This is a genomic window from Flavobacterium sp. KKT103 (assembly GCF_055640565.1).
This window is the reverse complement of sequence record NZ_CM145766.1, coordinates 2,985,238-3,009,713: the sequence shown is the minus strand read 5'-3', so window position 1 is coordinate 3,009,713 and position 24,476 is coordinate 2,985,238. Positions and strand designations below refer to the sequence as shown.

Here is a 24,476-nt window from a genome sequence, read left to right as displayed (position 1 = left end):
AAAAATTGTAATGTGGTGCTACTTAATTTTTGTTAATTTGCCATATAAACATTTCTACTTATGAAAAAATTTCGCTTCAAGGCTATTTATCAAATGGCTTTATTATTGGGAGTAACTTCCCTTTGGGCGCAACAAACACCGGCTAACACAGCAGTTGCTCCCGTTTCTAATTACAATTACCATGACGCTTTTGCTCCTTTTTTCTACACTAAAAATGGAACATCAACACGATCTGCAAGTGGACAGCCTGGAGCTGAATATTGGCAAAACAGAGCTGATTATGTTCTTACAGCCAAATTAAACGAGGCAAAGAATGAGATTGTAGGTACTGATGTTATTACCTATACGAACAACAGTCCAGATCAAATGAATTTTGTTTGGATGAATCTTGACCAAAATTTATTCAAAGACGATTCCCGTGGTAACGCCGTTGTACCAATGACAGGAAGCCGTAATGGTGCTAGAGGAGAAGTTTTTGACGGAGGTCACAAAATCAAATCGGTAAAAATTGTATCAACTTACAAAGGGAAAGTTTCCGAAACTGACGCTAAATACGTCATTACTGATACAAGAATGCAGGTTTTTTTACCTGAGGTTTTGAAAGCTAAAGGTGGATCTGTAAAAATTAAAATAGATTTCTCTTATATTTCTCCAAAAGAAGGTTCAGATAGAACAGGAGTTTTAGATACGAAAAACGGAAAGATTTTTACAATTGCACAGTGGTACCCGCGCATGTGTGTGTATGATGATGTACGTGGATGGAATACGAATCCTTACTTAGGAGCTTCAGAATTTTATTTAGAGTACGGAGATTTTGATGTTAATATTACAGCGCCTGCAAATCATATCGTGGTATGTTCAGGAGAATTAGTTAATCCAACAGCGGTATATTCAGCAACAGAACAAACAAGATTAGCACAAGCTAAACTAAGTGATAAAACAGTTCTTATTCGTACTGCTGACGAAGTAGCTGCTCTCGCAAAAACAACTGCTACAGCTACAAAAACTTGGCATTATAAGTTGAAGAATGCAAGAGATTTGTCTTGGGCTTCTTCGGCTGCCTTTATTCTAGATGGTGCAAAAATTAATTTGCCAAGCGGAAAAAAATCATTGGCGTTGTCAGCCTATCCTGTGGAAAGTGATGGTAATGATGCTTGGGGTAGATCATCAGAATATACGAAATATTCTATCGAAAATTATTCTAAAAGATGGTTTGAATACTCGTATCCAGTTGCAACTAACGTAGCAGGTAATGAAGGCGGAATGGAATATCCTGGAATTGTTTTTTGTAGTTGGGAATCTAAAGGAGAGGATTTATGGGGAGTTACTGATCACGAATTTGGTCACAACTGGTTTCCTATGATTGTAGGATCTAATGAGCGTTTATTTGCATGGATGGACGAAGGTTTCAATACTTTTATCAACTCATTAAGTTCGAATGACTTTAATAATGGTGAGTACAAGCAAGGTCCAGCTGATTTGCATCGAATGGCCGAAGTGTATACGAATCCTAAACTAGAAACGATAATGAGCTCTCCTGATAATATGAAGGAAGCTAATATTGGACTTTTGTGCTACTCTAAACCAAGTGCAGGATTGATTATTTTACGGGAACAAGTATTAGGAGCAGAGCGATTTGATTATGCGTTCCGTACCTATGTTGAACGTTGGGCTTTTAAACACCCAACTCCAGATGATTTCTTTAGAACTATGGAGAATGTGGCTGGTGAAGATTTGAGTTGGTTTTGGAGAGGTTGGTTTGAATACAACTGGCGTTTTGACCAAGGAATTAATTCAATCAAATATGTAAAAAATGATCCTAAGCAAGGTGTAGTTATTACAATTGAGAATTTCGAAAAAATGCCTATGCCAGTAGTTTTAGATATTAAATTAAAAAGTGGTGGTGTCGAAAGAGTGAAATTACCTGTTGAAGTTTGGCAAAAAAATAAGTCTTGGACTTTCAAACATAATTCTACTGAAGAAATAGAAAGTATTACATTAGACCCAGATCGTGCTTTCCCAGATAGCAACGAAGCTAATAATGTATGGTCAGCAGCTAAGAGTACGCTGGAGAAAGATGTTATTTTAGATGGTTATTTAGGCGTGTTTAGCACAGCCAAAGCACCGATGAAAATTACGTTTACCGAAAAAAATAGTGTGTTAAGCGCTGAGATTTCAGGTTATCCTAAATTCAATCTTGAAGTAGCAGCGAAAGACTTGTTTGAATCAAAAAGAGCTGGAGTTAAATTTCAATTTAATGAAGATAAAACTGCTCTAGAAATGATAATTAGTGATGGTCAAAAAATCCCTTTTACCAAGGATAAATAAAAGGTCCAATCCATTATAAATAGAAAAAACCAGCTGTACTAGCTGGTTTTTTTGGTTTTATATTACGCTTCTGAATTCTTAGTTCTAAAAATAGTCCATTGTAGAAACGAAGATAAAATGACGGTAAGCATGGCTCCTATAAAATTCAGCCATAAATAGCCTAGTTTTTCTTGACCACTAGGATAAATATAAATAGCATAATAGTAAATGATAAATATGGTTATTTGACTAACCAATGCGCTGTAAAATATAGCTTTGGCTTTTACATATTTAATATAAAATCCAACTAAAAATATACCCAATACTGTACCGTAAAAAATGGACCCTATTATATTTACTAGCTGAATCAAATTTTCAAATAAGGTACCAACGCAGGCAAATAAAATTGCAATAATTCCCCAAAACAGGGTGAAAAATTTAGTTGCGTTAAGGTAATGCTTGTCTGATTTTACAGTTTTTAAATTCCGTTTATAAATATCTATTGCAGTGGTCGAGGCCAAGGCATTTAGTCCTGAAGCAGTCGACGACATAGCTGCTGACATAATAACGGCGAGTAGTAAACCAATCAGTCCTTTGGGCAAATAATTGAGAATAAAGTGAAAGAATACATAGTCCTTATCGTTAGTTTCGCTGCTACTATCGGCTTTTAAAATGATTTCCTTTGCTCGGTCTCGCAGCTCTTTTTCTTTAGTAGATAAGGCTACTAATTCCTTACGCAAAATAGGATTATCGTAATCTTGATTTAGTTGGTCGATATACAGTAAGTTGATTACTTTTTTGTCTTCGGATAAAGCATCAAGTTTTTTCTCTAAAACATGATACTCCTCTTTATAGGTTGATTTTTCAATAGTTACCTTGTTATTTGGATTGAAATTTAACGGAACTGGATTAAATTGAAAAAAGACAAATACCATTACTCCGGTAAGCAAAATAAAGAATTGCATCGGAACTTTAAGCAAACCATTCATGATCAATCCCATTTGGCTTTCTCGAACTGATTTTCCTGATAGGTATCGACCTACTTGTGATTGATCCGTTCCAAAATAAGCTAAGGCTAAGAAAAAACCACCAGTGATACCACTCCAAAAAGTATATTTCTCCTCGGGATCAGTAGAGAAATTTACAATATTCATTTTATCATTGGCACCAGCGATATGAAGAGCATTGCTAAAAGTCATGTCATTAGGTAAGAAATGCAGAATGAGGAAAAAGGTAATCAACATTCCAGACATGATGACAAACATTTGCTGTTTTTGAGTCACGTTTACGGCTTTGGTTCCGCCCGAAAAAGTATAAAATATTACTAGGACACCAATAGCAATATTCATGTAGGTAAGATTCCACCCTAAAATAGCAGACAAAATAATAGCGGGAGCATAAATGGTCAGTCCCGTTCCTAAACCCCTTTGGAATAAGAAAAGGAAGGCAGCCAGCGATCTCGTTTTCAAATCAAATCTTTTTTCTAAGTATTCATACGCAGTATAAACTTTGTATTTATGATAAATAGGGATGAAGGTTAACGAAATTACGATCATAGCAATTGGAAGTCCAAAATAAAACTGGACAAAGCCCATTCCATCATGATACGCTTGCCCTGGTGTAGATAAAAAAGTAATGGCACTGGCCTGAGTTGCCATTACAGATAAACCAACAGTGTACCATGGCGTTTCGTTGTTTCCTAAAATAAAATCTTCTACATTTTTACTTCCCTTGGTTTTCCAAGAACCATACCCTACAATAAAAAGTAATGTAACGATAAGTACAATCCAATCAAATAGCTGCATAGTTTAAGAGTATAATTTCATAATTAAGCAAAATATCAATATATAAATGGCATTTGCCACGAGAACTAAAGTGTAGTTCTTTTTCCAAATTCTAGTTTTTTTAGTTTCCATGGGCCTAATTTATGGTTTTGTATTTTGATTACTGTCTTGTTCCTTTTTTTGAAGGGAAATCATGTTTGAAAGTAAGCGGTAGGCTCCTGATACACCTTCGGGTAGTTCTCTGAAAAAACTTAATCCTGTATAAACATAAAATCCTTTTCCGTAGGGAGCTACTAATAGCGCACCATTTTTAGGACTTTCGCCTGTGTCATTGGATGATAGAATAGGAGTAAAGGCAGCATCAAATACATTTGGATAATACAAACCTTGTTCTTGTGTCCAACCTTCAAAATCTTTTGAGGTGATTTTATTCGGATAATTTAAAACGGGATGGTTTGGTGCTAAAAACCGAACTTCAGCATTTTCCTCCGTAACTCGGTCTCTTGAAATAGTGAGCGGATACGGTGCGATATTGGCCGTACTAGCACCTTCGGGCGTGTTGTACTGCACGATCATCGTTTTTCCTTCTTTGATAAAATCAAAAAGTATTTGTCGTTTTGCCTCCATAGCAGGTACGACATTGTAAGCACGGATACCTGTAATGATGACATCCAATCCCTGTAATTTTTCCGCCGTTATTTCCTCCGGATTTAATAAGGTCACTGAGTAGCCCATTTGCGTTAAGCTCTCGGGAACTTCATCACCAGCTCCCATAATGTAGCCAATGCGTTTTGAGTTCACTTTTAAATCTAATTTTATGAATTTTGCTTCCGCAGATTTTAGAACTTGTTGCTTGGTAATATGTGGATATTCAATAACCATTTGATCTTTGTCAAACGATTTATTAGCAACGGTAGCAATTGATTTTACGATTACTTCCGAACTTGATTTTGGCGGTGAAACTTCAAAATAAACTGTTTTCTCCATGCCTTTCTTTTCAAAACTAAACGGAATTGAAGCAGGAGAAACGGACCAAGTTGCAGGTAAATCTAGTTTTACAAATCCAGAAACAGTATCGCTTCCTGCTTTTACCTTAACACCAACTGACTTGGTACTTCCCGTAGTAAAAAAAGCTACTTTGTTGATGATTCCTGTTGTTACTTCTGGGACAATATCTAAATAGTTGTACATTTCACCTTTTACATTGTCATTGTACTTGTAAATAATGCTGCGTTCGAACGGAATTGAAATTCCGTTTATTTCAATAGTAAAAACGACTTTTGCTTCTCGGATAATGTCGGGAATACCAATCTTTTGTTGGTCTTTTACCGTATACATACCAACTGTTCCTTTATCTTCCAGCCAATACGGTTGCGTATAAGAAATAGTTTCAGGCAGTGTAAGATCGATAATCGTGTTTTCGATACGGTTATTTTCCAATACTTTAGCAATCATTGTTGTTTTTTGCATTGGCAAAGTGGTAATACTCACTAGACGAATGGGAACAGCAGAACGATTAATGGCTTCAATTTTTAACTTTAGACTGCTGCTAGGGCTTGCTTCTTGAGTAGTTGCAGCCGCTTCTAAGTATAAACCTGCACAAGCAGAAATGATGTTTTTGATTTCGGTACTTTTTATTGCTTTCCAATGTTCATCTGATAATGCTTGAATTAGCGTATACGCTTTAGTTAAATCACCTAAACTAGCTGAAGGATTTGAAAAATCATACTGCATTGCTATTTTAGAAATGAGATCGCCAATTGCTTTTCCACCCGCAACGCGATTCCAGCTTGTATCAATTCCTTCAAAAATATTTTCTTTATTTGATAAAGGATCGCCATTGAGAAGTTCAAGGTAATCTACATCCTCACCGCGGCTACCGCTGCTACCAAAACCTTGTGATTGATGACTAGACCTACTTAAAGCAGCAATTTCTTGATTGGACTTTCCTAAATTAGTATAGTAGGTTCCTGTTTTTAGGGTAGTTAATTTAGTCTTGTCAGCAGCATCAAATTTTTCTTGGCTTCCATAAAACCACCATGAGGTGTTGAAAAATTGGCGTTTAGGTTGCCATGGCTTTACATATTTTAATTGTTCTGGAAAAACAGCTGGATTATTGGCTAAATTGAAGCTCTCTACGCTTAAAATTGCCGATGAAGTATGATGGCCGTGCGTGGTTCCTGGCGAGCGGTGATCAAATCGATTAATAATGACATCAGGTTGAAATTTTCGGATGGCCCAAACTACATCGGATAATACTTGTTGCTTATCCCAAATAGATAATGTTTCATCAGGGTTTTTTGAAAAACCAAAATCATTGGCACGAGAAAATAACTGCTCTCCACCGTCAATTTTTCGGGCTTCCAATAATTCTTGCGTTCGAATAACGCCTAATAATTCTCTTAACTGTGGCCCAATTAAATTTTGACCACCGTCTCCTCTCGTAAGAGAGAGATAGGCTGTTCTTGCTTTTTTATCGTTAGCTAAGTAGGAAATGAGTCTGGTGTTTTCGTCGTCAGGATGGGCTGCAATATATAAAACAGAACCTAAGAAATTAAGTTTTTGAATTTGATTATAAATTTCAACTGATGTTGGTTTAGCTGGTTTTTGCGCCCAAACCGATTGGATGGAAAAGGCAAGGAGTACTAAAATAGTAACTTTGGTTTTTAACATTGTAATAGAATTTTATTGCGGTAGCTTCAAAAGTAGTAATTAAATAATTTTATAGATGTATTAAAAACTAATTTAACAAAAAGGCTATTTAAAGTAAAAAAGAGAACACCATTTCTGGGTTCTCTTTTAATGTAGCACTTTGGCTGTTAGTCTCTATCGTGTCGATTGCCTCCGTGACGGTTATCACGCCCTTTGTTTTCGTGCTTGTTATAATTCCTTCTGTTATCAGCATATCTACGATTATCGTCATATCTGTTGTTTCGGGAGTAAGAAGGTCTTTGTTCATATCTTGGTTGTGCAGTTCGATACCCTAAATTGTTTTGATGTTGTCCTCTATATCCAACGCTATAGGTTCTACGGTGGGTATTAAAATTATTATATGGCCTGTGACCATGGTAGTTATTTAATACAACTTTATAACCGCTATATAAATCATAGTTGCGGTATTGTCTAGGAAGGTATCTAGAGCGCACCCAAGAGCCTCCACCAAAATAGATAAATTGAGATGCTCGAATATCGTAATAGGCTTCTACATCAGGTAAGTAATAATAATCCACATTAGTATATCCTGCTGGTCCCCAAGCCGGTGCCGTTCCTATATTTAAACTTACTGAAACTTGTGAATTTGAAGCGTGAGATGCCAAAAGTAAAAGTCCTGCTGTTATTAGTTTTAATGTTTTCATGATTTCTAATTTTTAGGTATGTATTTATTTTATTTAGGGTTCTAAAGATGAAATTCAATTACTGTGCCACTAAAAAATATTTAACATTTATTTAAGAACTTAATTAGCATTTAAACAAAAAAAAGAAACGCGATTTGCGTTTCTTTTTTTCTATTCATTTAGGTGTTAATGCTTGCTTTTACCATGGCCTTTTTTACCCATATTTTCCTTAAAATCTTTTTTATTACTATAGTTTTTATAATTTGAAGATTTGTTGTTTTTGTATCCAATTGTTTTTTGAGGTTTGCCTTTATACCCTTTGTAATATTTTACTTTATGGTTTTTAAAATAGGTATAAGGGCTTCTACCATGATAATCGTTCAATACAACCTTATATCCACTATACAAATCATAATTCCTGTAAGGTCCTGGTAAATATCTGTTTCTGATCCATTTACCGTTACCAAAGTAAATAAACTGAGAAGCCCTTATGTCATAGTAGGCTTCTACATCAGGTAAATAATAATAATCTACATTTGAATATCCTACAGGTCCCCATGCTGGAGGTGTTCCTATATTTACATTAACTGCTACTTGCGCTTGTGACTGTCCAACTGAAAAAAACAGTAGACCTAACATTATTAATTTTAAAGTTTTCATAATTTTTATTTTTAAATTTTAAACAACTTTTTTTTTTGCTTTAATAAGCGTTTTTTTTTACTTGTAATCAAAATCAATACCATAATTATTTTATTAACATTAATTTAAGTTTGTTGCAAATAAAAAGAGAAAGATTATTTTAAATAATCTTTCTCTTTTTGATTAACAAACAGTTTAAGATTTATAATAACAATATCAATAATAAAATGATTATTATTATCGCACCAACTGATAGATAAACACCGTTACCTGTTGATTTTAATTCGGCTTTAATTTCTTTAACTTCAGTTCGAAGTTCTTTCTTTTCAGCGCGACTCATGTCTGATTTATCCATTTCTTTAATTTCCTCTAAACGATCCAATTTCAATTGAATTTCAGCAGGAACTTCTTTTGAAGTTGCTTCCATTGTGATTGGAGCTTTTTCATTAGCAAACATAGTCGATGGAAATACAGTTAATGACAATACCATTATCATTAAGAAGAAGTTTAATTTTTTCATGTGTTTTTGGTTTTAATTATGATTATTAATTTTAATAAAGGTAATGACTATTTATAGATAAGGTTTGTACTTTTTTAAGTAAAAATTATAAGATTCCCATTTGTATAATTAAAATTAATTGAACCACTTGAAATTTCACTTTAGACCTCCTTTTTGGTCTAACTATCTATATAAGATTGTTTTGGGTTTTGCTAATTCAAAGGTTTGAAAGCCAAAATCGCCTGTTTGGAAAGCATTTGTTCTAAGAACTGAATCTCCAACGTTAGGAATGGTAGGATAGTAGGAGAGGGAGAGTTGAAAAGAACTAAAAACTAAATAATCATTGCTAATTATAAGGCCAATGCCAATTCTTGAATAAGACTTATTCTTGTGTGAACCATTTTCTTTGACATCAAGAAGTGCAAACGAGTAGTTGAAAAAGGGATTAAGTCTAAATCCTGCAATTTCTTTGGGTGCATATGATTGAGTTTGAAAAGTCAAAATCATTTTATTATTTCCAAAGAGGTTACTATTAAAACCTTGTATGCCATTTTCTCCATTAATATTTAGTTGGTCTCCTTGTGAATTTTGACGATTAATACCCAAAAGGATTTGCGGTTTTATAAATTGTCTAAATTTCCAATTCCCTAAGTCAAACAGATTGGTAAAGTAATTGGCTTGAAATGAAAAGGTAGTTTGCTCCGTTTTGCCATCCTTAAAATAGGTTCCTAATTCAAAGTTTGAACTCAAAAAACCCCATTTATGGAAAGTTCCAAAAGAAAACTGAGAACCAATATAGGGTCTCCAATGGTTGTTTTTTAATTGATATCCTGCAGTTATCCCGTAAATACTTCCTATCGGGACATCTTCAACGATTCCATTCCTAAAAATATAACGGTCTTGTACAAATTCCCTACTGTTAAGTCCAACGCCCATTAAAAATAATTTTTCCGAGGAATAAAAATTTATTGGATCTAGTGCTGCGGTAGGGCTTTCATTATATTTTATATTTAAGTAACGACCAGTAAGTATTAAATTAGTGGTATTGGCTCCTTCATAATTTCCTTTAATCACATTAAAAGCTTTCCCTAGCCAAATATCATGCGTACTGAATTTGAAATTTTGTATTTCATATTCTTTAATGGTATTAATTAAACTATCTCGTTTAAATTGTTGCCCAATGGTTATACCGCCAGCCCATTTGGTCACAGGAGAATAAAAAGGGCGCTCTATTATGACGCTTTTACTATAGTAATTATCAAGATCAATGGCATATTGAGCAGTTGTTCTAATAAAACTATTTTTAAAATTAGGAATTGAATAGGCGATGTCGTTTGCATTTTTGCCATCACTAAAGCGATTATTGAATTTATAATCAAGTTGATGGCCGTATCCAAAAATATTTCGATCCCTAAAGCCTATTCCAACACGAGCACTCGAGACAGAAAATCTAGGAATGGAGCTCCAAGTATCCAATACTCGGATAAAAACATCTACTGAATCAGATTCAGGAGCCACTAATTTTTCAGTTATAGTGACTCTATTTACAAAGTTTTGCGCTCTAATGATACGCTCCGTTTCTTTTATTTTAAATAGATCGTAAACGCTATTTTCCTTAAATAACAAAAAGTTTCTTATGGCAAATACTTTAGTTTTTAAGTGAAATTTATTACCAGTCCTTTCTCCCCAATTTTTAGGGCCAGCTGTACTATCAGAGTCAGAATAGCCAAAAGGATCAAGTGTTACGATTTGTATTTTACGGATAATTTTACCGTCAGCATTTAAGTGGGGTTTGGGTTCCACTATTTTTTCGCTTTTTGTTGTTGCCGAAGCGCGGAAAATTAATCCGTGTAAAAACTTGGTGTATTTATGTTTGGTTGAAAATTGCTTGATGTTATTGTACATGATAACGCTATCTTTTTCGGTTTTCTTAATTTGCGAAAAAGACAATTGCATTGCCAAAAGAGCTAGAAAAACAGTAATTTTCATTTCTGTCGAAATTTTAAAAAAATGGTGAGCTCAGAAATTGAAACTTTTACATCTACATACTACTAAAGCAGTGCAATAAATATAGCGAATTCTTCTACTACCTTTAATCAACAGTTGGAATAATTATATCATCATTGTCCCCTGTACTGTTAGATTCACCACTTCCTTTTTTTGTTTTTTCCTTGGTTTTAGTTTTCCAAATAAAGGTTTTAGGTACATCATCTCCCATTAAATAGCCCCAAGCTTCGAGGTTTTCGGTCTTGTCAAAAATTATTTTTATAATAGCTAAAATTGGTATCGCTAGGAACATTCCGGCTATTCCGGCTAGTGCTCCGCCAATTATAATTCCAACAATAGAGACTAAGGCGTTAATTTGTACTTTTGAACTGATTATTAGAGGTACAAGTATATTATTATCAATTAGCTGCACAACTCCATTTACAATAAGAATCCCAACGATTATAGAAATATCTGGTGTGGCAGTCAAGGACGCAATTATAGTTAAAACACCTGCTACAATGATTCCGATGTAAGGGATCAAATTCAAAATACCAGTAAGTATACCTAGTAAAATAAAATATTTTATTCCAAGAAGGTAAAGTCCAGCACCGGTTAAGATGGCAACAAAGATCATTTCGATAATCAAACCAGCGATATAACTTTGCACAGATGCTTTTATCTGACTTAGGATTTCACGCAATTGAGAATGGTATTCCTTTTTAAAAAGCTTTACTAAAAACATGATGAAGTGGGTGCGGTATAGTAAAATCAAAAAAGTATAGATAGGAATTAAAGTCAAATCGATAAGGGTTCCTGAAACTGAAATTAAAGTAGTTCCTATGGTTTCTTTTCCTTTTTTAACAGAATCTTCGGCTACGTCATTGATGTACTTACGCTGTTCCCAAAGACTGATGTTAAAATTGGTACGGATTTGCTTCTGGATATCAGTAATGAAGATATTGGCATTTTTATTTATTTTGTCAAAATCAGTCGCAATATCATTGATTTGATAGGCTAGTACGGCTAAAATCGCCAAAAAGAAACAAATGAAAATAATAACTGTGAGGGAAACCGATATAGTGTGTGGTAAACGAAGTTTTTTATTTAAAAAAAGATCAATTGGCAGTAATAAAACGGCGAATAAAAACGACATTAATATAGGAGTCAAAATCGTTTGACCCATATAAAAAATAAATGTAATACCAATTAAACTAAGGAGAGTACATGTTAACCTAAAATAGAAAGGATATTTAATAGAATGGCTCATATCGTTTTGGTTTAAAGTGGTTACGGTTTGTTTAACTTAATTAGCTAGGCAAAAATGAGTTTAATTTACAACTTAAACATTATAGCTTAGCTTTTAAATTTTATATAATTACCATTTCAATGCTTAAAAATGATGCTATTGTATATTTTGGCTTTTTATTGGACTAGTATAATCTGCTAGCTATTAACAATCAACTTATTGTTTTACTATGGAAATTCCTTTCTGAAAAAGTAAATTATTGGGATAAACAATCATTTCGCCATCTGCGGTTATCAATGAAACATGGAATGCACGGATATCATCGATTTCGGCTGTAATAGGAAAATCCTTATCGTGAATTTTGATTGTGTCTCCAATTTTAAACGGAAAAGAAAAAAACAAAATCACGCCTGAGGTAATATTGCTTAAAATAGACCATTGTGCAAACATGGCAACTCCAACAACAGTAGTAACGGAAGATACGGCAATAAAAATATCTTTTGGATGTACGCCCCAAATGATTATCAAGGCAATTAGTCCCAAAATATGAGTTAGCAAATGAAGGTATTTTATAACGAGATTTGTGCGGTGTTCTAATCTTATTGTAGTTTTCGCAAATCGTTTTACTAGTTTGGTTGTTATTATTCGCAAGCAAATAACTACTAGGAGTAAAATACCAGATGCTATTAATTCCTTTGTGAATTCATTTATGAAAGTCATGTTAAATTTGTTTTAGGGTAGCTTATTCAAATATTCATATACTTTATCAACAGGTAATCCCATTACATTTGGGTACGATCCTTCAATTTTAGCAACGCCTATAAAGCCAATCCATTCCTGAATACCATAAGCTCCCGCTTTATCAAATGGTTTGTATTTTTCGATATAATAGGTAATCGCTTCTTGGCTTAAAACATTAAATGTAACGGTGGTAACTTCAAAAATAACATCTGTTTTACTATTGCTTTTAAAACATACAGAGGTTATTACTTCGTGTGTGGAATTAGATAGTGAGGTTAAAATCGCAAATGCATCTTCCTTGTCCTTCGGTTTACCTAGAGCTTTGCCCTTATGCCAAACGATGGTGTCGCTGGTGATTAAAAGTTCATTATCAGCTAGCGTTCCATCAAAAGCGTTTGATTTTAAAACAGCTAGGTAATTAGTAATTGCTTCCCGCTTTAATTCTGTTGGATGTATTTCTTCGATTTCTTTCAATCGGATTTCAAAATCCAAATCCAAGTCTTTGAAAAATTGTTGGCGTCTAGGAGAACCCGATGCCAATATTAGTTTGTAATTTTTAAGTTTATCGTGTAGCATTGTATTCTATATTTAAAGTGATGATAACAATGGATACAATCCCGAAGAATAAAATCCATTTTAAAAGGCTGCTTAGAGCGTTAAAGTCTGTTTTCGTTTCAGCTTTAAATGTTTTTACACTAAAGTACACTAATGGCGCTAAAACGAAAATAAAAGTATAAGCTGTAGCGATGAATAATCCATTAGTTACAAAGTAGGTATTTACGTAAAAAAACAGAACCATGATTGGAATTAAGCTTAAAGCAAAAACTAATTTGGTAGTTTTTTCAGTGCCAATTAGCACTGCTAGTGTTCTTATTCCTTGCTGATTATCGCCTTTTACATCCTCTAAATCTTTAATTATTTCACGTAGCAAATTAATCATAAAAGCAAAAATAGCATAATCTACAAGTACGGAAAATAAGTTAGCCATTCCGCTCTGATTTTCAATTGAAGTGGCAGGATATATATCAAAAACTCCAATGATAATAACACTCATAGAAAGTACTAGTGCTACTATTATGTTGCCAATAACTGCCATTTGTTTCAAGCTAGTAGCGTAAATATATAAGGTCGCTGCAATTAAAATAAATACGGTTGCAAAACTAGGTTTCATGATCACATTGGATAAATAAAACCCAATACAAACTCCTGTAATGTTTAAACCTGCATAAATAGAGTAGGCGTTATTTTCGCTAATACTTTTACCAACAATTATCTTTTCGGGTTTGTTTATCTTGTCTGTATCTTGATCAAATATGTCGTTAATGACGTATCCAGCAGCCGCAATTAAAACGGTGCTTAAAACAAGTAAAGCATATTGAAAATTTGTTAACGCTAATGGAATGTGTCGTAATAGTACAAAATCCACACGAAAAAGGAGCTGCATAAAAGCAAGCATCAATAGGTTTTTGTACCTTATTAGATTGAGGAATTTCATACGGAGTTTAGAGTTTAAATGTGTACTTAATCCAATTTTCCATTAAAGGATTCCATCCATTTACCTTGCACTTTCATGACTTGTTCTATCACATCGCGAACAGCACCTTTACCGCCATTTTTGTGTGAAATGTATTTGGAAATCCCTTTGATCTCCGGACAAGCATCCTGCGGACAAGTAGGCAATCCTACTAGTTTCATCACATGATAATCGGGGATATCGTCACCCATGTACAATACTTGCTCGTGCTTAATGCCATATACATCCGTATATTCATCAAAGGTGTCGACTTTATTTGGAGATCCTAAGTGAATATCTGTAATACCAAGGTTTCTTAAACGAACTCGTACGCCCTCATTACTTCCTCCTGAAATAATACATACATTATAACCACTATCTACGGCTGCCTTCATAGCATAGCCGTCTTTAATATTCATGGTACGGTGCATTTCTCCTTCGTTACTAATAAAAACCGAACCATCAGTAAGAACACCGTCTACATCAAAAATAAAAGTGGTGATCTCGTTCATTATTTCTTTATAACTCTTTGCCATTGTTTTGTATTGCTTGTGTTAGTATTTTATAAATGTGTAAGTGTTCCTCATTAGAAAGGAAATCTTGATGAGCCGCAATTGTTTTTTCATCCTGTCGAATTGCAGGGCCTGTTTGTGCTTGACTAGGTGTCAAAGATGCTATTTTTTGCGCAGTTTCATTGATTAAAGGATGTAAAATGGCAAACGGAATTTGGTTTTCATCACAAATCGATTTTCCTATTTGGTACATGTGATTTGTAAAATTATTCACGAAAACAGCGGCTACGTGCAAAGCTCTTCGCTGTTGCGAATTGATAGCGAATACTTTAGGCGATATTAGTTTAGCTAACGCATCAATAAGTTGGTAATCTGTTGCGTTCTCTGCCTCAAGGCAAATGGGAATCTTGGTAAAATCGACTGCTTTGTTTTTTGTAAATGACTGCAGTGGGTAAAAAACTCCTTTTCTATTAGTATCTGCTATGACATCCACGCTAACGCTCCCTGAGGTATGAACCACGAGTCTGTTTTTAAACGGGAGTTGCTGTGCGACCGAAGCGATGGCATCATCCGAAACAGCTATAATATAGATATCTGCTTCCTTTAAGTCATTTATACTTGTAGTAATTTGGTCTTGTTCAAGTAAGTGAGTAACAGTTTCTTTTTTTCTTGAATAGACCTCTACCAATTCGAGTTTAGCACCCGCTTTTTGAACTGCCTTAAATGCGCTTATCAAGTGTTGCGCAACATTTCCTGAGCCTATAATACTTACTTTAATCATGAAGCAAAATTAACAAAAAAAAATGGAGTAGGGTCCCGAAAAACTAGCGGCATAAAATAAGTAGTATGGCTACTGCTAATGAATGAACTTGTGTTTTAATCCAGAAGTCCTTTTTGGTGTAAAAAATCGAATATTAGTTGATCTACTGCTGAGATTTTGTCTTTGTCGGCTGATGTAAGCCAGATTATTTCTTCAATTTCGGAACTAGGTTTTAAATTCCCACTATATTGTGCAGCATAACAGGTCATTTTTACGGATACATTCGTCTCGTGTCCGTGTGCATGCGCTTCAAAAACACCTATAAAATCTAGACTTTGAGTATCTAAATCTACAGACAATTCTTCTTTGATTTCTCTGGTTAGTGCTTGCGAATCGGTTTCAGTACCTTCTCGCTTCCCGCCAGGGATGTAGTATTTATCTTTCCCGAAGGATCGTGTAGAAAGAATTTTTTTATCTTGAATTTCGATCCAAGCTAATTTATCTATTTGTGGCATTTTTATTTTACTCCAAAGGGTTTTATGCTAAGATCAATTAACCAATTCTCGCCATATTTTGCGGTTAAATAGTTGGCAATAATTTGGTTATTTTCAGTTGTTTTTTGAACCGTAATCGGGTCAAGAACACAATTTTCTCTTTTGATGCTTATGCCATATTTTTCTTGAAAAGCAATATACTCCGCTGGAATAGCATTGTCAAGACCATGTGTAATAAAATGTACCTGTCCTTCCGCTATGAGCTGTTCGATTTGTTCACTGCTTAGCTTTTGAGCATTGCTTAGTAATTTTGAAGGCGCAATTGTAGTGCTAACTACCTTCTTCTTTTCTGTTTTCTCAAAAAGTTTAACTGTTATTGTATTTTTTCGCTCATTGATCGTTACGGGGTAAAAAGTATAAGTTTCAAAATCAGCAGAATAGAAGGAGAAGATGTATTTGCCTTTTTCAGGTAGCGTAATGTTAAAACTATCTAAAGTGTTGATTTCCATTTTTTTGTTGGCTTCAGAAATGTAAAACGCACCGCTATTAAAAGCTTTTCCGGTGGTGTTTTCAAAAACTACTGTGGCGATGATTTCTTTAGTAGCAGCTTTAAGTACGGTTATTGGTAGAGAGAGCAGAAGGATTAGCGCTAGTTTTTTCATAATAGTGTGTGGTTATGGTTTCGACTGTGTAGCTAAAATAGTATTTTGAACGACAACTTGCAGGTAATTATTGTTTTTTTATGAATTGGAGTACTAGTTATACGGCAATCTCGCGTGAGGGGTAGCAGCGGCATCTCCCGCTTTATAAAACAAGGCTGAAGCCGTAGTTTTATTAGCGGGAATATAGCGAATGACCCGACCTTTTCTTGGTATTTTCACCAAGAAAAGGGCACGCCCAAAAAACAAGATTTCCGACCCTTTAATTGGCTTAATTTTGGTTTAAATTAACAATTGTGTCGCAATTATAGTCAACATTTTTAAGTACTTTTGTGTCACTTTTAAAAAATATAATTCCTTACAAATGGATAAAAAAATACTGTCCTTTTTATTTTCTACACGCTTAATGGCGGTTCTCTTTTTAGGTTTTGCAATTGCAATGGGTGTAGGTACCTTTATAGAAAGTAAATACAATACGGATACGGCGAGAATAATGATTTACAACGCTTGGTGGTTTGAGGCTATTATGGGCGTTTTTGTTATTAATTTTATTGGAAATATTAAGCGTTACCAATTGTTGAAAAAAGAAAAGTGGGCTACTTTATTGCTGCATTTATCTTGGATTTTTATCATTTCAGGTGCTTTTGTGACCCGTTACATTAGTTACGAAGGGATGATGCCTATTCGTGAAGGAGCTGCTGAGAACCAATTTTACTCCGATAAGACATTTTTGACTTTGTTTGTAGATGGCGAATATAAAGGCGAAATGAAACGCAGGGTTTTTGAAAAACCAGTGTTACTCTCTCCGGTGACAAATAATGATTTTAGAATCGCAGATAAATTTGCTGACACTCCATTTGAAGTAGAGTACAAGAACTACATCATGGGCGCTAAGGAAATTGTGAAGCCAGATCCTAAAGGAATTTTATATTTCAAATTGGTAGAAGCTGGTGATGGAGGTCGTGAGGAACATTTCTTGAAAGAGGGCGAAGTTCAAAATATTCATAACGTACTTTTTGCATTGAATAAATTTACGGATGGTGCCATTAATATTACGATTGATGGTGATAAGAGTACCATTCAAACACCATTTGAAGGGAATTTTATGCGCATGGCTGATAAGCTAGAAGGTGCAGTTCAAAAAGATATAGTGCAGCCCTTGATGATGCGCTCTTTGTACAGTATTGGTGAAAAACGTTTTGTTTTTCCGGATCCCGCTGTTAGAGGTGTAATTGATTATGAATCGAATAATGATTACAAGGCAAAAACACACCAAGACGCGCTTGTGTTAACGGTTAGAGCTAATGGACAGGAAAAAGAAGTAACTGTTTTGGGATCTAAAGGTTCTATTGGTGAGCCAAAAACGGTAAAAATAGGAGACATCGAGTATTCTGTATTTTACGGAAGTAAAGCCTATGTTTTACCATTTAAAGTGAAATTAAACGATTTTATTGCTGAGAAATATCCTGGAACGGAGAAAAGCTATTCGTCGTTTGAAAGTAAAGTTACGGTTATGGATTCTACTGAGAATTTTGATGCGCGAATTTATATGAACAATGTTTTAGACCATAAAGGATACCGCTTTTTTCAATCGTCATTTGATCCAGATGAAAAAGGAACAGTGTTATCCGTAAACCACGATTTTTGGGGAACAGCCATTACTTATGCGGGCTATTTTATGTTGTTTTTCTCGATGATGGCCATTATGTTTACCAAAGATGCTCGTTTTGCCGATTTGAAAAGAAAATTAGACGTTGTGAAACAGAAAAAATCAAAATTGATAACCATTTTAGTGTTTTTCATTAGTATGAGTGGCTTTTCGCAAGCACACAATCATGAACATGATGCTAATGGGAATCATGAGGATCATACCGAAAGCGCTGCTCACACCCGTGTGGCTCCGACTGAAAAACAATTGGATTCATTATTAAATAAATTCAAGGTAAAAGAGGAGCATGCAGCTAAGTTTGGCCGTTTGATTATTCAAGATGCTGGCGGAAGAATGAAGCCTATTAATACGTTTTCATCTGAGTTGTTGCGAAAGGTGAGTCATGCCAATGATTATAAAGGTATGAACTCGGATCAAGTTTTCTTGTCGATGTCTCAATATGCTCAATTTTGGATTGAAATACCGTTGATTTATTTACGATCCGGTAATGATAGTATTCGCAAAATAATAGGTGTAGATGTCAAAGCAAAAACGGCACCCTTCATTGCTTTTTTTGATGCTAAAGGGAATTACAAGTTATCACCTTATTTAGATGCGGCTTACAAAGCGGCAAATCCTAATCAGTTTGAAAAAGATTTTATCGAAACGGATAAAAAGGTGAATTTAATGGAATCTGCCTTGAGCGGAAGAATTTTAAAGATTTTCCCAATTCCGAATGATCCCAATAACAAATGGGTATCTTCATTAGAATTGAATGAAGCTGGACTTAAGGGAATGGATTCGACCTATACTAAAAGCGTCCTGCCCTTGTATTACGGCTCGTTAAATAGTGCTTCGCAATCGGATGATTATCAAAATGCCGATGATTTAGTAGAGAGTTTGAATGGTTTCCAAAAGAAATTTGGAAGTAAAGTACGACCTAGTGAAGAAAAAATCACAGCCGAAATACTCTACAATAAGTACGATTTATTACAAAAATTGCCTTATGCCTACTTAACGGCGGCTATTTTAATGTTATTATTTACAATTGTTCAAATTTTTAAAGAGAGCAAAACCATTACAAGGTTGGTAAATAGTATGCACATTTTAATTGCATTTTTGTTTGTATTGCATACCGTAACACTAATTGCACGTTGGTATATTTCAGGTCATGCACCATGGAGTAATGCGTATGAAGCGATAGTGTATGTGGCATGGGCAACGATGTTTTTTGGATTGGCTTTTGATATTAAATCGAAGTTAACGGTAGCATCAGCAGCCTTTGTTACGGCTATGATTCTGTCTGCGGCGTATATGAACTGGATCGATCCAGAAATTGCAAATCTGCAACCTGTACTAAATTCGTATTGGTTAATGATTCACGTGGCAGTGATCGTGGCGAGTTACGGACCATTCGCATTGGGAATGATACTTGGGTTTGTTGCTTTATTATTGATCTTTTTCACGAATGAAAAGAACAAGAAGAAAATGGATTTGAACATTCAAGAGATCACTTACATCAACGAATTGGCTTTAACCGTAGGATTGATAATGCTAACGATAGGTAACTTTTTAGGGGGTCAATGGGCTAATGAAAGTTGGGGACGCTACTGGGGATGGGATCCTAAGGAAACTTGGGCCTTGATTAGTATCATGGTGTATGCCTTTGTTATTCACGCACGCTTCGTGCCTGCTTTGAGAGGTAAATGGATTTTTAACCTAATGAGTATGTTTGCTTTCGTATCGATCTTATTCACGTACTACGGAGTTAATTTTCACTTGGTAGGTTTGCACTCATATGCAAGTGGTGAGGCGCATTCGCTAAGTTGGATTTGGTATTCACTAGGAACTATTTCGCTTATAGGAGCATTAGCTTATCCTAAATACAAGAAGTTTTATAAAAAATAATAGTACAAATAAATAGTCAATACAAACCCAATCTACAAGATTGGGTTTTTTTTATGCCTTCCAAAATTTTATAAGTAATAATTTACAAAAAATAGTAAAACAACATAATTTTGTGTAATTATTGTATTTAATCGGATTTATATGCTTTTTATCTATATCTTAGTTTAAGATTTTACTTAGTTTTACAGTGTGAAATGGAATTAATATCCGCTATGTTCTTTTTTAATCTTAAAAATAGTGCCTATGAAGTATTTACTTTTACTTTTTACCGTGACGTTTCACGGACAAGTTTTACACCACCAAATGATAGGATCTCAAGGCGACTCCAAAACGTTATCAAGTGGGATTATAATAAGTCAATCCATAGGACAGCAAAGTGTTGTTGGAACTTCGGTTAATGGCCTTACTGTGCTGCAAGGTTTTCAGCAAAACTATTGGGCAGAATACATTTTGCAAAGTGATTTCAACAAGATTGTTACAACTACTTATCCCAATCCATTTGTCCGAACCTTAAATTTCGAGTTTTCTGCTGTAATGAATCGAATAGTGGAAGTGTCTATTTATGATTTTGTAGGTCATTTAGTTTTTAAAAAAGAGCAGATGGTCGAAGATAAATTATTGACATTCAACTTAGATTTAATTTCAGGTCAGGAGTTTTTAGTAAAATTAAGTGCGACCAATTTTGTCCACTTTACGAAAATCATCAAACAATAATTAACGGTATAAAATAAAATAAATATGAAGAAAATTACTTTACTTTTTATATTCTTTTTTGCAGTAGCAAGTTACTCGCAAACTAAAGGAATTACATACCAAGCAGTTTTATTAGATCCTGCTGGGACTAAAACTAGGGGTGTAGGTCAAAACCTTCCTCTTATGGATAAGCAAATTTGTATGTCATTTAAATTTATAGATGAATTTTCAAATGTAGAGTACCAAGAAGTGGTACAAACAAAAACAGATTCCTACGGTATGGTGAATCTGATAATTGGTTCTGGAGAACAAACGGGTGGATATGCTAGCTCATTTAACGATATTAGTTGGTCGACATTAAACAAGAAGCTAGCTGTTGGTATTAATACAAATGGTAGTTGTACTACATTTGTTGAGATTAGTAATCAGAATTTTTCATTTGTTCCTTTCGCTCATGCCGCTACAAATGCTGAAAATGTGACTGGAGTTGTTTCTATTGAAAATGGAGGGACCAATGCTATTACAGTTTTAGGAGCTAAAATTAATTTGGGATTAGCGAATGTAGAAAATACTACAGATTTAAATAAACCAATTTCGACTGCTACTCAAACCGCTCTTAATTTAAAAGTAGATAAAGTAACAGGGAAAGGATTATCAACTGAAGATTATTCGACAGCGGAGAAAACTAAACTAGCTGCTATATCAGGAATTAATACTGGAGATCAGGATTTGAGTAGTTTTGCTACAACTACAAATTTGGCTTTAAAAGTAGATAGAGTAACAGGAAAAGGTTTATCAACTGAAGATTATTCGACAGCGGAAAAAACAAAACTAGCCGCTATATCAGGAACTAATACCGGAGATCAGGATTTGAGTAGTTTTGCTACAACGACAAATTTGGCTTTAAAAGTAGATAAAGTAACAGGAAAAGGTTTATCCACTGAAGATTATTCGACAGCAGAAAAAACAAAACTAGCCGCTATATCAGGAACTAATACTGGAGATCAGGATTTGAGTAGTTTTGCTACAACTACAAATTTGGCTTTGAAAGTAGATAAAGTAGCAGGAAAAGGTTTATCCACTGAAGATTATTCGACAGCAGAAAAAACAAAACTAGCCGCTATATCAGGAACTAATACCGGAGATCAGGATTTGAGTAGTTTTGCTACAACTACTAATTTAGCTTTGAAAGTAGATAAAGTAGCAGGAAAAGGTTTATCAACTGAAGATTATACGACAGCAGAGAAAACAAAACTAGCCGCTATCTCAGGAACAAATACCGGAGATCAGGATTTGAGTAGTTTTGCTACAACTACTAATTTGGCTTTGAAAGCAAATATTGATTCGCCTACATTTACGGGTATACCTGTTGCTCCAACAGCATCTGCTTTAACAGCATCGAAACAAATTGCAACTACCGAGTTTGTTTCTGATGCAATTGCTACGTCTTCAAGTAAATTTTTACCATTAACTGGCGGTACCTTGTCAGGAGGTATAATAGGAACGAGTGCAGAGTTTAATTCTAATGTAAAAGTATCTTCTCTGACACTTTCAGGAAGCCGTATATGGGAGTTGGCTCCATTTGGTACAGGCGTAACACTAGTTCAAGGTGGATGTTGCAGAAGATTTACAATTGATGAAGAGGGACGATTTGCAATTGGTGCTAATTACGATCCTTCTTTTCGATTAGATGTACAAGGTGACGGTCGTTTTACCAGTGATGTTACAGCTACGGCATTTAAGATTTTAAATGGTACCGCTTCTCAATTTCTTAAAGCAGATGGTAGTGTCGATACTAGTACGTATTTGACTTCTACTGCTGCAGGTAATTTTGTAGATTTATCAGGAGATCAAAATATCAATGGCGATAAGCGTTTTACAAATAATATCTTTGTTCGGGGAACGAGTGTAGGCGCTTTTGGAGCTCCGGATACAGGAAATATTGGATTTGGCATTGCTAATTATGTTTATGGCGATACTAGTACGATGCAAAATAATACTGCAATAGGAAATTTTGCTTTCACATCGTCATCAGGAAGCAATAATACAGCCATAGGAACAAACGCAATACGTCAGGGAGACGGTGGTTCAGGTGATGAAAATACGGCTGTTGGAACTGCTGCCTTAACCAATGCGCAAGCTGGGAATAAAAACACAGCTGTTGGAGTGTATACGATGACACAATCTGTGGGTTCAGAAAACACTGCAATTGGTAGTTTAGCAGGAATGAATATAAGTACGGGAAGTAACAATACCTTCTTAGGTAGTGGAACAGGTATTAATTTAGAAGAAAACGGCTCAATAAATAATGCAACTGCAATTGGTAGCGGGGCACTAGTTTCCACAAGTAATACGATTCAATTAGGAAATGCTGCAGTAACAGATGTCATAACTAGTGGTAAAATAACGGTAGGAGCGATTACTATCCCAAATACTGATGGTGATGCTGGTCAAGTCCTTACTACTGATGGATCTGGTGTAGTTTCTTGGAGTACTCCATCTACTATATCTACTAGTGGTTTTGTCAATGTTACTGATGATCAGTATATTGATGGAGTGAAGAATTTCAAGAATGATATTCAAATTAATGGTTTAACAGTAGGTAAAGGTGCTGGAAATGGGGATCAAAATTTAGCAGTTGGAACAAATTTAGGTACTGGTACAGGATATAGAAATACGGGTATTGGTGTTGCAGCCTTAAACTCTTTTTCAGGTACTTCGTTCGGTAATAATACTGGCGTAGGTTATTTTAGCTTAGTAGGTTTAACTACTGGTTATGGTAATACTTCTATAGGAGCTGAAACGATGTTTAAAGTTGGTAGCAATGACAATAATACTGCATTAGGAAATCAGTCTTTAATCAATGCTGAATCATCTGACAATACGGCTGCAGGAGCAAATGCGGGTTCTAATGTAACTACAGGCGGAGGAAATACTTTTATTGGTAGAGCGGCAAATGTTTCGGATGGCGGTTTTTCTAATAGTACTGCTATTGGTAAAGAAGCTATAGCAACTGCTAGTAATACTATTCAGCTTGGAAATGATGCAGTATCTGATGTGAAAACTGCCGGTGTAGTTACTGCAGCAGGATTTAAAACGGTAGGAGGAACTTCGTCTCAATTTTTAATGGCCGACGGAAGTACATCAGGAGTAGCAGTTACAGAGTATGCTTACGGAAGTATATCAGTAAATGCTGTAAATCGTACAGAAAGAATTTCTAATATTACGTCAAGTGGAATTTCTATTTCAAATAATCAAATACACCTTAATGCAAATAAAACATATTTAATTAATGCCACTTTATATTTGTACAATTTTGATGAAAATGAAACCTTTGGTTATCGTTTTGAAAATGTAACTTCTGCAGAGCCAGTGTCAGATCAAACTTACTGGGGAAATCCCAATGGTTTTAACAAAGTTCCTAATTATGTTACACAAGCGTTCACTTTTATAATTAAAACAACTGAAAATTCAGATATTGAATTAAGAATGACTGATGGTCCAATTGGCAATACAAGAGCTTCTTCTGGAAGAATAACTGTTACGGAAATAAAATAGTTTTCAAAAATTTATAATTTAATTAATCTAAAATAATAATAGTTAATACTCAAAACAATAGACTGGTTTGTATTACTTTATAAAATTTACTAACAAAACTTATTTAAAAAAAAGAGTATAATCTCAAATTATACTCTTTTTTTGTTTTTAAATGAAACGAGATAAATATCTATAAATTTAAAAACTAGATA

At 34.7% G+C, this 24,476-nt stretch carries 18 protein-coding genes; 4 read left to right on the top strand and 14 right to left on the bottom strand.

The window, feature by feature from the left end; all coding sequences use genetic code 11:
* Nucleotides 1–60: 60 nt before the first annotated feature.
* The gene (locus ACZ2G0_RS12975) at nt 61–2,328 is read left to right on the top strand and encodes a M1 family metallopeptidase (RefSeq protein ID WP_470307950.1); all 2,268 of its coding nucleotides are present in this window, start codon (nt 61–63) and stop codon (nt 2,326–2,328) included.
* A gap of 62 nt (nt 2,329–2,390) precedes the next feature.
* Here the strand turns inward: ACZ2G0_RS12975 and ACZ2G0_RS12970 are convergent, their stop codons facing one another.
* From ACZ2G0_RS12970 to ACZ2G0_RS12905, 14 genes are all read right to left on the bottom strand, one after another.
* Nucleotides 2,391–4,112, bottom strand: coding sequence for a sodium:solute symporter family protein (locus ACZ2G0_RS12970; RefSeq protein ID WP_470307949.1), 1,722 nt, complete (start codon nt 4,110–4,112; stop codon nt 2,391–2,393).
* Between the two features lie 120 nt (nt 4,113–4,232).
* Nucleotides 4,233–6,764, bottom strand: coding sequence for a PIG-L family deacetylase (locus ACZ2G0_RS12965; RefSeq protein WP_470307948.1), 2,532 nt, complete (start codon nt 6,762–6,764; stop codon nt 4,233–4,235).
* Between the two features lie 146 nt (nt 6,765–6,910).
* The gene (locus tag ACZ2G0_RS12960) at nt 6,911–7,447 is read right to left on the bottom strand and encodes a hypothetical protein (RefSeq protein WP_470307947.1); all 537 of its coding nucleotides are present in this window, start codon (nt 7,445–7,447) and stop codon (nt 6,911–6,913) included.
* A gap of 165 nt (nt 7,448–7,612) precedes the next feature.
* Nucleotides 7,613–8,086, bottom strand: coding sequence for a hypothetical protein (locus ACZ2G0_RS12955; protein ID WP_470307946.1), 474 nt, complete (start codon nt 8,084–8,086; stop codon nt 7,613–7,615).
* Between the two features lie 181 nt (nt 8,087–8,267).
* Nucleotides 8,268–8,585 carry a hypothetical protein gene (locus ACZ2G0_RS12950; RefSeq protein ID WP_470307945.1) on the bottom strand — a complete coding sequence of 106 codons (318 nt, stop codon included), beginning with the start codon at nt 8,583–8,585 and terminating at the stop codon, nt 8,268–8,270.
* Nucleotides 8,586–8,747: 162 nt separating this feature from the next.
* Nucleotides 8,748–10,553, bottom strand: coding sequence for a hypothetical protein (locus tag ACZ2G0_RS12945; RefSeq protein ID WP_470307944.1), 1,806 nt, complete (start codon nt 10,551–10,553; stop codon nt 8,748–8,750).
* 103 nt (nt 10,554–10,656) lie between these two features.
* Nucleotides 10,657–11,736: an AI-2E family transporter gene (locus ACZ2G0_RS12940; protein ID WP_470307943.1), complete on the bottom strand. Its 1,080-nt coding sequence runs from the start codon at nt 11,734–11,736 to the stop codon at nt 10,657–10,659.
* A 279-nt stretch (nt 11,737–12,015) separates the two neighbouring features.
* Nucleotides 12,016–12,519, bottom strand: coding sequence for a mechanosensitive ion channel domain-containing protein (locus tag ACZ2G0_RS12935; protein WP_470307942.1), 504 nt, complete (start codon nt 12,517–12,519; stop codon nt 12,016–12,018).
* A gap of 12 nt (nt 12,520–12,531) precedes the next feature.
* Nucleotides 12,532–13,116 carry a Maf-like protein gene (locus ACZ2G0_RS12930; protein WP_470307941.1) on the bottom strand — a complete coding sequence of 195 codons (585 nt, stop codon included), beginning with the start codon at nt 13,114–13,116 and terminating at the stop codon, nt 12,532–12,534.
* Entirely contained in the window at nt 13,103–14,035 is a 933-nt protein-coding gene (locus ACZ2G0_RS12925) for a geranylgeranylglycerol-phosphate geranylgeranyltransferase (protein ID WP_470307940.1), read from the bottom strand. The genes ACZ2G0_RS12930 and ACZ2G0_RS12925 overlap by 14 nt, the downstream gene beginning before the upstream one ends.
* Nucleotides 14,036–14,061: 26 nt before the next feature.
* Nucleotides 14,062–14,589, bottom strand: a complete 528-nt coding sequence (locus ACZ2G0_RS12920; RefSeq protein WP_470307939.1) for a KdsC family phosphatase — start codon at nt 14,587–14,589, stop codon at nt 14,062–14,064.
* A complete protein-coding gene (locus ACZ2G0_RS12915) occupies nt 14,573–15,346 on the bottom strand; it encodes a Rossmann-like and DUF2520 domain-containing protein (RefSeq protein ID WP_470307938.1) in 774 nt (257 codons plus the stop codon). Before ACZ2G0_RS12915 ends, ACZ2G0_RS12920 begins: the two co-directional genes overlap by 17 nt.
* 95 nt (nt 15,347–15,441) lie before the next feature.
* Nucleotides 15,442–15,840 (bottom strand): NUDIX hydrolase, encoded by a 399-nt coding sequence (locus ACZ2G0_RS12910; RefSeq protein ID WP_470307937.1) that lies wholly within the window; start codon nt 15,838–15,840, stop codon nt 15,442–15,444.
* A 2-nt stretch (nt 15,841–15,842) separates the two neighbouring features.
* On the bottom strand, nt 15,843–16,481 hold the full coding sequence (locus tag ACZ2G0_RS12905) for an FEKKY domain-containing protein (RefSeq protein WP_470307936.1): 639 nt from the start codon (nt 16,479–16,481) through the stop codon (nt 15,843–15,845).
* Nucleotides 16,482–16,842: 361 nt separating this feature from the next.
* Between ACZ2G0_RS12905 and ACZ2G0_RS12900 the strand changes: the two genes are divergently transcribed.
* The 3 genes from ACZ2G0_RS12900 to ACZ2G0_RS12890 all read left to right on the top strand — a co-directional run bounded on the left by ACZ2G0_RS12900 (nt 16,843) and on the right by ACZ2G0_RS12890 (nt 24,285).
* On the top strand, nt 16,843–20,034 hold the full coding sequence (locus tag ACZ2G0_RS12900; protein WP_470307935.1) for a cytochrome c biogenesis protein: 3,192 nt from the start codon (nt 16,843–16,845) through the stop codon (nt 20,032–20,034).
* Nucleotides 20,035–20,277: 243 nt separating this feature from the next.
* A complete protein-coding gene (locus ACZ2G0_RS12895; protein WP_470307934.1) occupies nt 20,278–20,748 on the top strand; it encodes a T9SS type A sorting domain-containing protein in 471 nt (156 codons plus the stop codon).
* 24 nt (nt 20,749–20,772) lie between these two features.
* Nucleotides 20,773–24,285, top strand: coding sequence for a beta strand repeat-containing protein (locus ACZ2G0_RS12890; RefSeq protein WP_470307933.1), 3,513 nt, complete (start codon nt 20,773–20,775; stop codon nt 24,283–24,285).
* Nucleotides 24,286–24,476 lie beyond the last annotated feature (191 nt).